The 14,513-nt window shown below is 54.8% G+C and carries 12 protein-coding genes; 2 read left to right on the forward strand and 10 right to left on the reverse strand.

Annotated features, from left to right (window positions below):
* From G565_RS24440 to G565_RS0115755, 10 genes are all read right to left on the reverse strand, one after another.
* The coding region (locus G565_RS24440) for a transposase (RefSeq protein WP_037339735.1) at window positions 1-206 on the reverse strand (206 nt) is incomplete at its 3' end.
* 167 nt (window positions 207-373) lie between these two features.
* Entirely contained in the window at window positions 374-712 is a 339-nt protein-coding gene (locus tag G565_RS0115715) for a hypothetical protein (protein ID WP_157600106.1), read from the reverse strand.
* Window positions 713-903: 191 nt separating this feature from the next.
* The gene (locus G565_RS0115720; protein ID WP_028671752.1) at window positions 904-1,443 is read right to left on the reverse strand and encodes a hypothetical protein; all 540 of its coding nucleotides are present in this window, start codon (window positions 1,441-1,443) and stop codon (window positions 904-906) included.
* 11 nt (window positions 1,444-1,454) lie between these two features.
* On the reverse strand, window positions 1,455-4,988 hold the full coding sequence (locus G565_RS0115725) for an RHS repeat-associated core domain-containing protein (RefSeq protein WP_028671753.1): 3,534 nt from the start codon (window positions 4,986-4,988) through the stop codon (window positions 1,455-1,457).
* Window positions 4,989-5,005: 17 nt separating this feature from the next.
* On the reverse strand, window positions 5,006-5,425 hold the full coding sequence (locus tag G565_RS0115730; protein WP_028671754.1) for a hypothetical protein: 420 nt from the start codon (window positions 5,423-5,425) through the stop codon (window positions 5,006-5,008).
* Window positions 5,426-5,437: 12 nt separating this feature from the next.
* Window positions 5,438-8,023: a FlgD immunoglobulin-like domain containing protein gene (locus G565_RS0115735; protein WP_028671755.1), complete on the reverse strand. Its 2,586-nt coding sequence runs from the start codon at window positions 8,021-8,023 to the stop codon at window positions 5,438-5,440.
* A 76-nt stretch (window positions 8,024-8,099) separates the two neighbouring features.
* Entirely contained in the window at window positions 8,100-9,152 is a 1,053-nt protein-coding gene (locus tag G565_RS0115740) for a flagellar hook assembly protein FlgD (protein WP_028671756.1), read from the reverse strand.
* A 35-nt stretch (window positions 9,153-9,187) separates the two neighbouring features.
* The gene (locus tag G565_RS0115745; RefSeq protein WP_157600108.1) at window positions 9,188-10,090 is read right to left on the reverse strand and encodes a TolB family protein; all 903 of its coding nucleotides are present in this window, start codon (window positions 10,088-10,090) and stop codon (window positions 9,188-9,190) included.
* A complete protein-coding gene (locus G565_RS0115750) occupies window positions 10,087-10,779 on the reverse strand; it encodes a hypothetical protein (RefSeq protein ID WP_028671758.1) in 693 nt (230 codons plus the stop codon). Before G565_RS0115750 ends, G565_RS0115745 begins: the two co-directional genes overlap by 4 nt.
* Window positions 10,764-11,753: a chromate resistance protein ChrB domain-containing protein gene (locus tag G565_RS0115755; RefSeq protein ID WP_028671759.1), complete on the reverse strand. Its 990-nt coding sequence runs from the start codon at window positions 11,751-11,753 to the stop codon at window positions 10,764-10,766. Before G565_RS0115755 ends, G565_RS0115750 begins: the two co-directional genes overlap by 16 nt.
* A gap of 1,140 nt (window positions 11,754-12,893) precedes the next feature.
* Here G565_RS0115755 and cobU point away from each other — a divergent pair.
* Together cobU and cobT are read left to right on the forward strand one after the other, a co-directional pair.
* Window positions 12,894-13,403: a bifunctional adenosylcobinamide kinase/adenosylcobinamide-phosphate guanylyltransferase gene (gene cobU, locus G565_RS0115760; RefSeq protein WP_245584199.1), complete on the forward strand. Its 510-nt coding sequence runs from the start codon at window positions 12,894-12,896 to the stop codon at window positions 13,401-13,403.
* Window positions 13,404-13,457: 54 nt separating this feature from the next.
* Window positions 13,458-14,513, forward strand: a complete 1,056-nt coding sequence (cobT, locus tag G565_RS0115765; protein ID WP_028671761.1) for a nicotinate-nucleotide--dimethylbenzimidazole phosphoribosyltransferase — start codon at window positions 13,458-13,460, stop codon at window positions 14,511-14,513.

The raw sequence follows: 14,513 nt of genomic DNA on the forward strand, positions 1-14,513 counted from the left end.
AGGCGCTGACGCAGCAGGTCAATCTGGGGGTGCAGAACCCGCCCGGTACAACGAGGATCGTCCAAGACCTTATCCAGTTGGCGTGACAGGCCGAGCTTTTTGTCGACTTCGCGAAAGAGCACCAGTCCGGCGTCTGACGTTAGATCACCACCGGTAAAGTCGACTTCAACCTTACGGCGTTTTAGAGGAGAAAGGGACAAAGTCATGTGGTAGCATTCCGTTACGGCTTTGGTGGTTGAAAATAAATGGTGTCGCAACCTTATTATCAACTTCCCAAAGCCGTTTTGCTATCCGAATACCCAGTTTGGTGAAATATCCGGGCTAGGGAATCTCTTGACAGATTGAAAACCCTTTTTACAGAGATTTCCCTAGTCTATCTTCTCCAATATTCTTGAGACTTCATTCGCTTTATGTAGTGCTTATTAAAGTAAAGAATGCCAGGTGCCTGGCTCAACGCAAAACAGGCCAAAAAGAAAGTAAAGAATGAAATATCATCAAATGAACCACCCATTTCTCGGGCAAAGACAATCCCAAGAATCATCGGAGAAACAATAAAGCATGCAAAAATTGAGAAAATTATCGAAGCCAAAAGATATTTAGCCACTACCCCTTTGCGACTCAAATAAAGTTGAATTTTTACATACAGAACCATGCCAACCATTAAAAATGGAACACATAGGAAAAAGAACAAAAGGGTTAGCATCCAAATCAAAACTTCTGTCCTGTTCTCACTTGTCGGCCGCACATACCAAAAGTTGTCATCAAGCTCCCCCTTTTCGATTGCAAGATCACCTCAAACTGCCCGTCTGGACAAAACCAAATGCCTGTTGTGATATACGTCATACCGGATAACGATCTAAGGCTTGTGCTCCATGAGTTGGGTAGGAGACTCAGTACACAGTGTTAAAACCATGGTTCATAAGGTATCGATTTGGTTTTTCCATAACCGATAGCCTCCAACAATTTTGCCACCTTTCTATAAGCGCCAATGGAAATAGGCAAGTCATGGCTGTTGTTTAATCCAATCATCGAAAATATACCTTCAAGTCTACCATTTAAGACAAAGGCGCTAAGGTCCAGTTTTGCCTGGGAGATATCGCTACATATATCAATGACTGCATCGATGTCAACATAGGTGACAGGCTCTAGCCCAGAGCATGCCAAATTCGATACGCTGCTCCTTACTTTGACACCCAGAAGCCTCGCGGCATGTTTGAAATCACTTACGGAAAAACCGGTTGCATCGTCACTTATCCATATGGTAATGCCTAAAGCCTTGTTATTGGCAGGTATTATTATAATTTCATAATCGACTAGGTAATCTAAATTTGTTGAATTCGCTGAGGGATTTTCATTAATAGCCCAACTGATAATATTTTTGGGAAGCGACTCTAACCATCCACAAAACTCTTTCAAAGCTTTTTTCGCAGAATCGCTACCCATTATCGAAATCCTCAGCAATCACAATTACTGTTACCAGTTGATGCACCTACTGCCCCGCCAGCAGCCCCACCCCCTGTAGCAAATGCAGAATTAAAATCGCCGGCAGGAACTGATATTGGTGAATCTCGATGCCAATGACTTGGAGTTCTTGGCTTACCCCCATGTGCACTTAAATGTTGCCTACCCGTGTTTCTGTTAAAGCTCCATCCAAATCGGGTATTACCTCTATTAAGAAAACCGGGACGCGGCGGAAAACTACCAAACTTTCCTGCTGCTTTTGCAGACCTTCCAAGCAGCATACCTCCAGGCCCTGTTGAAGACAATGCGGCTCCCATAGCTGCGGAACCTGCAACACTTCCCCACTCCACGCACTCCCATGAACCCCCATTTTCAATTAGTTGAGATGCCAAATCAATTCCACCACTAATTGCGCCTCCTAAAATAGGAACTAAGAACCATGCTAATTCACCGTCAGGATCCACCGCATTGATAGGGTTATCTGCTGCATAAATATAAGTGTTTACGCCCCCTTTTAGCCCTATCGGATCACTGGTGATATAGCGACCAGTATCAGGATCATAATAACGACTAAAGTTATAGTATAGCCCGCTCTCATGATCCTTGAATTGACCAGGAAATCGCAACTTATCCTCAATTGTATTTATATTATTCGTTAAATTCCCAAACGCTTCGTAGTCTGCCTGCCAAACTATGTCTCCACTACTGTCAATGATCTCATGGGTTGTGCCAAGGTGATCTCTTATGTAGTGATAAGTTTCATTGTTTTCCACAAACCCAACCGGTGTTAGCCCTTCCAGGATATAGCGACGTTCAGTTCCGTTCCTGGATTCACCGACAAGGTGTGTGCCCGACCAATAAAAATCCGTGGCTTCAGTACCCATGTTGTTCTGTTTGGACCAGCGGCGTCCCATTGGGCCATAGGCGTAGCTGTAGTCGACGGTTGGTTGGGTATCGGTTTCGTCATTCGGATAGGCCAGGTAGCCGATCAGTTGATCCAGGCTGTTGTAGGTATATCGCTCCACTTCGCCGGTGGATTTATCGGTCTTCTCGATCCGATTTCCGTTTACATCATAGGTGTAACGGTGAGTATCGTCTTCGAGCAGTCGATTGGCGGTGTCATATTGCGCATTGTTATTCAGGCGGTTACCCAGCGCGTCGTAGCTAAAGGTTTCGGGTTGACTGGGAGATTGAACATTTTTCAGGCGGCCGGTGTTGTCGTAGTCGAAGGTTCTTGTTTCATCGGCGACGCCTTGCCATTGGCTGATGCGGCTGGTCAGGTCGTATTGATAGCCGTGGCTGCGCAGGCCGTTTCCATGAATGATCTGGCTCAATTGGTTGGCGGCGTCATAGGTCAGGTTGCTGTCAGCGGCGTTCCGGTCTAACGTGGTCAGCCGGTTTAAAGCATCGTAAGTATATTGATAGAGTGTACCGTCGACGTCCAGTTGGCTGAGCAGGCCTTTCACGTTGTAACTTTGGGTTTGTGTGATGCCCATTCCGGCCAGTTGGGTCGTCTCGTCCTCGGCGTTGTATTCGTAAGTTGTGGTTTCACCATTGACGGTTTCGCTGATTTTGCGACCGAAGGCGTCGTATTCCAGGGTGACAATACCGGTATTGTTTTCAGCGCTGACCCGCTGGTCCCTGTCGTTGTAGGCATAAGTGTAGGTGTCTTCGTTGCCGATTGATTTTTGCACCAGGCGTTTGGCGGCATCGTAGTCGTAGCTGATCACTACACCATCGGGCCGGGTGACGCTCGCCAACAGATTGTCGTTGCGATAGGTATATTCGGTCACGGTACCGTCGTAGAAGGTTCTCTGGCTCAACCGACCAAAACTATCGTAGTAGTATTGAACCATCTCCCCATTGGCCGGGGTGACCTGGGTCAGACGTCCGGTAGCATCGTAGGCGTAGGTGGTGGTGCCGCCGTTGCCGTCGGTCGCGCTGATCAGGCGGTCCCGTTCGTCGTATTGGAAACTCTGGGTTTCGCCCGCCGGGTTGACGATCTGGATCACATTGTTCCGGGCGTCGTATTGGTACTGGGTGGTCCGCCCCAGGGCGTCGGTGGCGGTCAGCGGTAACCCGTGGTCGTTATAGGTGAATTGGGTCTGGTGGCTTAGTGCATTGGTGGTTTGGGCCAAGTCACCGGCATCGGTCCAGCTCAGGGTCGTGAGGTCGCCAGCCGGATCGGTGATGGTCAGTGGGTTGCCTTGATCATCGTAGGTCAATGTCGTGGAGCGGCCACTGCGGGTCTGGACGCTCACGGGCCAGGAATGGCCTTCGTCATCGTATTGGGTCGTCACGGTGCCGCGCTCATCGGTGCGAGTCAGTTGATTACCGTATTCGTCGTAGGTGACTTGGTATTCCGTTCCCATGGGGCCGATATAACGGGTAACCAGGCTGTCATCGTCGCGGACGTATTGAACGCTTCTGCCCAGGGGAGCGTCGATGCGGGTGTACTGGCCGGTTTCGTTGTAGGTGAACACCCATTGGCTGCCCTGGCTGTCGGTCTTGGTGGTACGGTAGTTCGCCGGGTCGTACTGATAGGTAAAGGTGTTTTCGTATTCGCTGTAGCTGGCGACTCGGGTGCCGTCGTAATTGACGGACGTTTCTACGATGCCACTGGCGTCAGTGACCTGCGTGAGGTGAGTGTAAGTATGACCGTCGCCTTGCGGCCTAAAAACGGTATAGTCGTAGCGACGCACTCCGCCCGTGGGATCGGTCACAGCTGCCAGGTTACCGTCGGTGTCGTAGTCGTAGCGCCATTCCCGGCCGGAGTGATCGCGAATGGTGGCGATCAGGCCATTGGTGTTGTATTCGTACGTCAGCGAACGACCATACTCGTCGGCTTTTCGGATCAATCGCTGCTGGTCGTCATAGCTGTATTGGATGGCATTGCCGTTTCGGTCCACCTCCGTTTCCAGGTTGCCATTCGTGTTGTAGATCCGGTAGCTGCCGTCAGGTTGTTCAAGCATCGCCTTGCCGGCATTCAAACGAGTCACCACGTCGAATAGCCCGGGCGCCATAAAGGTGCCGTCATTCTGTTCGCTGTAGATATATCGTTTACCGTTGGGCAGACGGCGCACGTATTGCGGGGCAAAGGAATCGCCGGTATTGCCCCCGGTGTACTTGTAATTGAAAACCAGCCCCTGGTCGCAACTCATGCTCCATCCGTTACCCATGAGGCCGACCCGGGGGTCGTGTGAATTAAAGGTCCGGGTGACGGCGAGGGTCGGCCGCCCTTTGAGGCGTACATCGGTTTCCTGCCAGATGAAATGTCCGGTCGATAGATAGACCGGCGAACCCTGGCTGCTGCAGTTGTCCGGGTCGTTTTCGCATTCGCCGCCTTCGCACGGGCCCGGGTCGTCCGGCCGGTTGGGTTCGGTCGTGTCATGACCCTGGTCCCAGGGGAAATGATAGGCCTGCGCAGGCATGAAGACGGTGAGGCCGATTATTAGAAACAAACATACGAGCAGGCCGTTGACGAATCGGTCGATGCGAGATGATGTTGTAGATAGAAGGCTGTTCATGGTCGACTCTCCCTGAGTTATCGGTCCGTGGATAAAGCGAACGATTGAAGTTCATTCGAGGTCGCATCGAGCAATCGCGCCAGTCGATGGTATTCCGACTGATATTCCGGGTTTTTGGCCAGCCAGTCTTCAATCGCCTCCCTGTTCCGGGTCGCCCAGGCGACGGCTTGCGGGGCCGTCGTGCCGTATTGCCGGTATAGCGCTGTGATGGTCTGTCGCGTATCTGCGTCGCGTTGCTGGATGACATCTGTTTCGACGCCGGCCCGCAGCAAGGCCAGTCGTTCTTCCACGCCGTCGAGCGTGGCCTGGCGAACGGCGATATCCAGTTCGACATAGTGCGCCGGTGTCAGCTCCTGCGCCAACACAGACAACGAAAGCCCTGCCAGCAAGACGCCGGAAAGGATGAATCCGAGACGGTGAATCCGGGTTACCAACATGATCGCTCTCCCTCAGTAATAAACGCGTTGCAGGGCATATACGGTGATGGACTCATAGCCGCTGTCGTCGAGCCCGGTTACGCCCAGTCGATAGGTCCCGGGTGCGACGAAATGTCCGTCGTTGTCACGGCCATCCCAGGTCAGGGTGTTGTCGCCCGCCATCAGGTTGTCGTACTCGAATGTCGCCACGTCCTGGCCGCTTTCAGCATCGTTAATGACCAACCGCGCCCGACCGGCCCGATTCAGGTTGATGTTGATGTGGCTGAGTGCCGGGCCCTCTGGCGTGTTTTGAGTCGGCTGAAAAATGGATGGTTCGGCGGTGACGGAGGCCACATGCACACCACTGCGCACATAGATGGCGTTGTCCGGCAGGGTGTAGGCGAAAATGCCGAACAGAAAGCGGTCCCCCGGCGGTGCTTCGATTAACTGCCCGTCGGCGTTCTCGCCATTCCAGGTGACCGTGTGGGAGCCGCGGCCCAGCGGGCGCCGTTGCATGAAGGTGACCAAGCGGGTATTCACGTTGAACAAGCCCATGAAAGCCGTAACCTCGGAAGCCCGGTTAAGCGTGAAGGTGATGTCGAGCGGGTCGCCGGCCAGTGGCGAGAAGCTCGATGGGATCGAGCTGCGCGACGGGTTGCTCTGCACGCCGCCGGACGTCAGGGCTAAATCAAGGCGCTCTGTTCGGCCGTCGAGCCGGTACAGCAGGATCGCCCGGTATTCGCCCTCGGATACCACTTCACCAGACTCATCCCGGCCGCCCCAGGCGTCTTGGTAATCGCCGGCCGCACGGGTGGTAAATGGCACAAGGGTGCGGACGATCTGGCCATGTTCGTCTTCTATGATCAGGCTGACCTCGGTTTCGCCGCCCAGGGTCGTCTCGACGTTCAGGCTCTCCCCGTTCAAGGGATCCAGCGTGTCGGTACTGACACTCAGATCCACACCCGGCGTCACGAAGATCTTGACCGTATCGCTTGCCTGCAAGCCCTCGGCGTCCGTGATCCGTACCCGGGGATAGAAGGTGCCGATCTGGGAGACCGTGGTGTTCAGTGTCGCCTCGGTCGTGGTCTGGTCGTAAACACCGTCGCCGTCCAGATCCCATTCGTACTGGTCGATCGGATCGCCATCCGGATCTTCAGCCGTGGCGGTCAGTCTGACGTTCAGCGGCGGATTGCCCGTATCGGGCGAGGCCACCAGTGTAACGCTCGGGCTGCCGGCGGGCAGGGCGCTGACGTTGAGCGTCGGCACGGTAATCTCAGTGGCCGCGCCAAGACTGTCGGTCACGCGCAGGCGGGCCTGGAAGCTCCCTTCCGAGTCATAGGTGTAAGCTGCTGTACCGGCGGTTGTGGTGGCATCGTAGGTGCCATCGCCGTCGAAGTCCCACTCGAAGCGGTCGATACCATCAACGTCCGTGGCCGTGGCATTGAAGGTAACTGTCAGCGGAATTGGCCCGTTGGAGGGGTTGAGATCAACCGAGACCTCGGGTGGCTGGTTGCCAACTGTAATTCGAATTTGGCTGGTGGCCTGCTCACCATCGCTGTCGGTCACCCGGAGCGTGGCGTCGTAGCCACCGGGTGTCTGATAGGTGAAAGTCTGATTGCGTCCGACGGTTTCGCTGCGGTCATAGGTGCCGTCGCCGTCGAAATCCCATTCGTAGCGAACGATGGCTGTTTGTGTATTGGCATCGGGAATAAAAGTAACGGCCAGGGGGGCGCTGCCTTCCGTAGGATTGGCCGTAGGTAACGCCGCCAGAGCATCGGCCACGCCCAGATAGTGGCTGGCGTCGTCATCCACAGCCGTACTGTCGCCCAGGCCCCGCGCCGTCACTCGACCGAGGTTTTTATACTGGCCCTCGACGGCCACGCCGGTCATCCGGCAATTCCGGCTTTCACCGACGGTCAATGTGGGGATTTCACAAACGGGAGTGGCTTCGGCCGGGGACGGAAGCACCAGTTCATCGGTGATCACCAGATTGGTAAGGTCCACGTCCCCGGTGTTACGAACCGTGAATATCCACTCGACTGGCTCTCCCACAGTCAGCTCCGGCCCGGGGGCAACGTCGGCATCCTGGCCTTCGGTGCTTTTTTCCAGTTCGATGGCCGGATTGCCCAATGTACCCAGGTAATGGCTGGGGTCGGCATCCCGTGCACGTTGCCACCAGCGATTGCCTTGAGCCAGTGCAATACCGGTGTTTTCGTACTGTCCTTTTTGCGCGACCCCAGTCCGGGTACAGGATTGTGAGTTGCCCTGCTTCAGATTGTCGATGAGGCACACGTGCACTGCGCGACCGAACCAGGTGTCGGGATCGGGGGTATGATCAAAGACATCCACCTGTTGCAGAGTGGCATTACCGGTGTTCGTAACGGTGTAGGTCCAGGTGACGGTGTCGTCCAGCAACAGTTCCGGGCCCGGGGGCTGGTCGGCGTCCTGACCGTTGGTCGTGGTCTCGATGGTGATGTCAAACGCTGGATGCCACCACCAAAAGGCTTGCGCGGAAGGTATCTGCAACAGCAATAACAGGACGACCGGGGTCGTCAGCCATCTTGTAAAGAAAGAGCCCGAACGGCCAATGAATCGAACGCGGTTTAGATATCCATTCATGATGTTCACCCCTGATTATCCCGAGTGCCCTCCTTGAAACGGGCAGCAGCTTGAGTCTGTTCGCCGGATACCTCGTTTATTCCGGAATGAAAATGCGCAAGGTCCTGACACCGACCTGGCCGTTGAATCCCGAGACATTGACCGTGACCAGGTGGACACCTGGCGACAACCCGGCCGGATTCCAGCGCCAGGTCAGCGGTACATACCCTTGTTCTTCTTCGGAGACAAAGGCTTGGTCGACAAAAAACGCAACCTCGTACAGGCTTTGCTGCATCGCCCAGCGGTCGTCCTCATGCATGTCGACTCGCAACGACACCGGCCCGGTCACCTTTGGAATGCCCGCCTCATTGAGGGGCAGGTCGTCGCTGATATCGAGCGTCACTCTTGGGTCGATGTCAACAGAACGAGGCAGGTAATGATGGCGGGAGATTCTGCTGTCGTTTCGTTGCAGCGGAACCTGACTAAAATCGGGCATATCCGAGGTCCAGCCTTGATCCTGGCGCCAGTCGGTGTAAGAAAGATCCGCGTTACCAGTGGTCAGAATACTGTGCCGGGGTAATTCGAACCCGGTGACCAACAAGGCCAGTTGGTCGTGTTCGATCAGATTGACCAGATTGTCCTGATCACGTCCGTTCCAGTTGATCACGTTACGCCCGGGACCTCGGACTTCCCAGCTCAGAATAGACGCCATCATCGGTCCGGAGCGAACCCCGGCCCGGGCAAGTATGCGAGCGGGGCGCTCCAGGTGAAAAACAATTCGACCGGAGGGCTCGACCTGAGGCGACAGCCGCAATTCCTCGCCGCCACTGAAGGTGCGCGGGTCGTATTCCCGTTCGATGCCATCGTCTGCCACCGGTTCGAACTGAACCACCGGTATGTAGGCTTCGTCGGGTACCACGACGCCTTTATCGTCCTTGCCGTCCCAGGTCAATCGATGGGTGCCGGCTTCGAAGGTAGTGTCGGGTGACAGGATGCTAACCAGATCCCCGTCCACGGAGTACAGACGCAACTCCAATCGACCGCTCCGATCCAGTTTGACCGGTATATCGAAAACCTGACCCCGGCTCGGATTGAATTCACGGCGATCGTAATCAGCAATGGCGACCGAGGCGTGGCTATGGGTCATCATCACGATTCCCAGAAGCGTTATTCCTAGCCGGAGTATCATGGGTATCGAACCTCCAAGTTCCGAATGTCCGTCACCCCGGAGGGTGATGTCAGGGCGGTGAGTTGACCCGCTTTATTTCGACACATAAGCGTGGAACCCCCTGCCTGCTGGCGAATGAAATACAAGCGATCATCGACCGGCGCCGGGGACAGATCGGTCACCGCGCCTTCCGTGACTGGCTCGGCCGACACGGACGCGCCGGCGTTCAAAGATTGTCGATAAATGTGGAAATGGCCCGCAGCATTGCTGCTGAAATACACCCAGGTATGGGTGGCGTCGATAGCGGGCTGCCGACTGATGGCATTGTTCAGAGTGACTTGTTCCGCCACACCACTGCGAGTGTGATATCGCCAGATTTCCTGGATGATCTTGCCGCAACCGAGTACGCAATGAACGTGACTGTAATACAGCCAAGGGTCAGCCAGGAAGGGTTCGAATTGCGCCGAGCGTTGGGTGATAACTGGAGTCACCAGTTGGCTTCCCGGCTCGAACCGGACGATGTCCGTATCGACGCTTTGCCCTTCCTTGAGCCGCACCAGGTATAGATCGCCACTCTCCCGATCCCACTCTGGTTGGGCGTAAGCGAATTCAGCGGACGGTTCCAGCCAAGAGTCATGCCGCTGGCCGTCCAGCGATGCGATGCGAACTCGGCCAGCCTCGTCCAGATACGCAATAGCGTCCTGTTGTGAGGTCATAACTGGCGTTCTGGTCTCCGCTTTCAAATCGATGGTGCTCGGCTCATCCGAACCGAACAGTACGGCATAGGTTTGCCAGCCCTGTTCGGTCAGGCCCACGAACGTCATACCGGCAGGCCACTGTGAACAGTTGGCGTATAGCAGGGTCGAGACCGTCCAAAGCAGAGTGACGGCCACTGACCGTCGTAGGTTGAAGACAGTCATGATTCGAGCCTCCCACCGCTACCGGATGCGCGCCATCTGAGTGTGACCGCCGCGACAAAGGACAGAGCCAGTGCGCCGTAAAACAGGGTATAAAATCCGTCTCGGGTTTCCGTGCCGATCAGGAAGCCGTGCAGCAGACCGAGCGCCACGACGCCCAGCACTATACGGTGGAACCAGCGCCAGACAAGCCTGAGCTTGTTACGCAACAAAGCCGCTGTGACTGCCAATAGCAGCAGGAAGAAGGCAGTCAGCCCCACAGTAATCGACGCATGGTAGAAATCGCTTACGTTCGGCAGCAACAGAGGCCACTCAAACCTGTTTTTACGCAATGAAACGGCCGTGACAAAGCTGCCAACATGGCCAGCGACAACCAACGTGGTGATGCCTCCCAGAATGCCATGCCGTGTTCGCGCCCAAAGTGGCAACCAGGCTTCATAACAGGTGGGTTTCAGCAAACCACATAACGCTTGTAGCCACAGCAATAAGGCGGCATAGAGGCCAAACAACTTGGAGAGGACGTACCAGACCTGCCCCGGTGGCGCGCCGTATTGCCAATAGGTGGTTATATCGGTTGTGCTGTACCACCAAGCCCAAGGGAGTGTCAGAATGGCGATCCAGATCATTCGGCCGAACAGCTGTGTGCCTGTCGGGCGCTTTAACGGGAGGGTATCAGTCAGTTGAGTCCGCATAGATTTCCATCCCTGGCGCAAAGTGACAATTGCTGGCGGGCAAGCTGTTCGGGCTGGTCCGCGTCAGTGAGGGGCAGTCCTTTGGCGTTCCAGCCCGACAAGCCATGGGGTTTCATGACAGCGACCTGCTCGACCCCGTTTTTCAGCATCAAGCGGGCCACTTCGTAGCCTCGAAAGTCTTTCACACAGTAACTGACTACTCGGTCCGCCTGTTTCAGTCGATCATAGGCAGCGGAATCCAGATCCCGCATGGGGAGATTGATGGCACCGGGAATGTGGGATTTCGCATATTCAGCCGGTTCGCGAGTGTCCACGAACACGACGTCTTTATCTGCTGCGATTTCTGCGAGCAATTGATCAATGGACAGTTCAGCCACGCGATGGGTGCCCACACGCTCAGCCAGCTCGGGGGCTAATTCGCAGCTCTGTTCCTGAACGGCCTGATCGAGTGTGCGGTCGAGGGAATCCACACCCGCCTGCCTGGCCAGTGATGTATAGAGGGCATCGAAGAATTCTCCATAGCAACTGTCCGGCACATAAGCCCGACCGTACCGATCCTGCAAACGGCGAAAATTCCGTTCCACGCTGTCCACCATCGGGTCGCTTCCGGCATACCAAGCCGTGGTCTCGATGATGGAAAGGATATTGCCCATACGTTGCAAGACCGGATCGGCTGCCTCGATCAGGTGGAGCAGGCTTTGGAAGGTGGATTGATCGGCCGTGCGCATATACTGCGCATCCGGTACACCAAAGGCGATGCCGCCCGACAGGGAGTCACCTGTGGGTCGGATCTCAACGTTGGCAGTGGGGTCGATATGACGTTTAATTAACCAGGCGGACGCCCAACTGTCCGGTTCCAGGCTTTCCCAGGTCAGATAGGTCTGGGCGTTGGATCGACTGGCCGTGTCAACGACACCGTAGGCGATGCCGGATAATACAGCCATGATGAACAGGGCAATTATTAAGTTGCGCATCCTTGTAACACATCCATGCTTTGGTCATGAGTATTGGCGAAAGCTCTGGTCTGACCCGAGTCGTTTTGCACTCCAGGGTCGTACCGGCATTCATGACTGCACAACATGAATCCCACGGAGTGTAACCATATCGGTTGTCAGATGGATGTATAGTGAGCCATTGAATGGCTGTGATGGGTTTCGCAAAAAAAAGGCATGAGATGGACAAACTGAGCATGTGAATAGCGCGTCTTGGTTGCTTGGCCAGCCATCGCCGGCTTGAGCTGAAATGCGAACTGCCTGGCGCCTATCCTTGAGGCTCACCTGGCCAATGTTCGGCAACAAAGTCGATTCATACTGGACCGGATTAGGGTTCGGTCGAAGTGCTGGACAACGCAATAATTCGGGTTTAAGTTCATTCTATAGATCAACAATGTCAATTCTGCTGCGCGTAAACAGAGAATACTGTCGAGAACAAAGAACCTGTTATTCGCCAATCAATGGACTGACTTGGAGGGTAATCTCCCTGAAATTAAGGGAGCGCGAAAGTAGAATGTTACAAACCCTATTGTGCTAGGGCCTTGGATAAGATGATGCTCTTCTCAATAACATTTAGTCGAATGGCTAAGCATAACTTCAAACGTTCACTTAGAAATCACCATATAAGTAAGTGCTTACCAGCGTAAGTATCCACTAACCAATTTGTTCAAAGTATATTTTCATTTTTTGGTCAGCTTTTTGTTTCATTAAACGATAGAATGCGGGTTTCAGGGCATCGTTGCTCCAACTTCTGCTGAACTCGACATGTCGAGTTCAGCAGAAGTTGGAGCAACGAAACATAACATTGAACATTGAAACGAAAGGCTGTTCAAACTGAAACATAACCTTGAACAACCAGGGTGCTAAGTCTCAATTGACGCCCTGGTTATTCTGTTCCGCCCATACATTAATCGCCCATAGAAACCTTGAAATCACTGCTAAACATGGATTTAGGCGTGAATCGCCGCCTATTTGCCAGCCGCCAGTGGAGGCTCTATTTTTACTAACCCACAACAAACACTGACCGCAGCGGCCTGATATTTACTTTCACCTCCTTAAAAAAGGGAGGGTTACTGTTGCACTCCCATTCATCAGCAACCTATGGTCACCCGGAGAATTAATGTGACGGTGCATCTGATTTTGGGCGGTGCGCGTTCAGGCAAGTCGGGTTACGCCGAACGTTTGGCGCTGACCGCCGACGGCCCACTTTATTATCTGGCAACGGCCGAAGCGGGTGATGCAGAAATGGCAGAACGCCTGGAGCGACACCAGGCTCAGCGATCACCCAGGTTCACAACGTGTGAGTGCCCGCTGACTCTGGCGGAAGAACTGGCCAAAAGGGACCAACCCGGCCACACTGTTTTGGTCGATTGCCTGACCCTGTGGCTCAGCAACTGCCTGTTACAACAACCTGAATCCTGGCCGGTATACCGCGCCGCGTTACTGACTCAACTGCGTCAAAGCCGAGCTGATATCCTGCTGGTCAGCAACGAAGTTGGCCAGGGTATCGTGCCGCTGGGTGCGCTAAACCGTCGGTTTGTGGACGAGGCTGGTTGGCTGCATCAGGCCATTGCTGCCGAGGCTGACAACGTAACCTGGGTCGTTGCTGGTTTGCCGCAAACGCTCAAGTAACATCAACGGGCTGCCAACTGAACCAACCAAAGCCAACAGAGGGAACCAAACAACATGCCGAAGGAACGCTTCACCATTACGGCTGTCGACAACAGCCTTGACGCGGTTATCCGCAACACCATTGATAACAAGACTAAACCGCCCGGGTCACTGGGTCAGTTGGAGGCGGTGGCGGCACAGGTTGCCCGTATCCAACACAGCTTAAGCCCTCAGCTAAGCCGGCTGAACCATTGCGTTTTCGCAGCCGACCACGGTGTCTGCGCCGAAGGGGTGAGCCCTTACCCCAGCGATGTTACCCGCCAGATGGTGATGAACTTCATGGCTGGCGGTGCCGCGATTAACGTCTTTTGCCGACAGCAGGATGTGCGGCTAACCGTGGTGGATGCCGGTTTGAACGGCGACACCCTGCCCACTCACCCAAACCTGATTGACGCGAGACTTGGCAACGGCAGTGCTAATTTTATGCGTCACCCGGCGATGACGCGCACGCAATACCAGCAAGCGGTTAACAAAGCCGCTGAAATTGTCGAAATACAACTGGCTGAAGGTGCCGATATTTTAAGCTTTGGCGAAATGGGCATTGGCAGTACGACATCCGGTGCTGCCCTGATGGCGGCCTGTCTGAAGCTCGACCCAAACGACTGTGTCGGCGCAGGCACCGGGGCTGACCAGGCACTTATTGAACACAAAGCCACCGTCGTGCGTCAGGCCCTGGCGTTACATCAGGCAGGGCTAACCTCGGGTCGCGCCATCATGCAGCACCTGGGTGGGTTTGAGCTGGCGATGATGGCCGGAGCCATGGCCGCCACGGCGGAGCTGGGTAAACCCTTTATTGTCGATGGCTTTTTGGCCACGGCCGCCTTGATGACGGTCTGGTATGACCACCCGGACGTGCTCGACTACGCCCTATTCAGCCACGCTTCCGGCGAACAGGGGCACCAACGCATGCTCGACGCCCTTGGCGCCACACCCTTGTTGCAGCTAGACCTGCGCCTGGGTGAAGGCACCGGTGCCGTACTTGCCTGGCCGCTTATTCGTGCGGCGGTGGCCATGCTGAACGACATGGCCAGTTTCGACAGTGCCGGTGTCGATACAGCGGGAGACGACTGA

Source organism: Saccharospirillum impatiens DSM 12546, assembly GCF_000423605.1.
Lineage (GTDB): Bacteria > Pseudomonadota > Gammaproteobacteria > Pseudomonadales > Natronospirillaceae > Saccharospirillum > Saccharospirillum impatiens.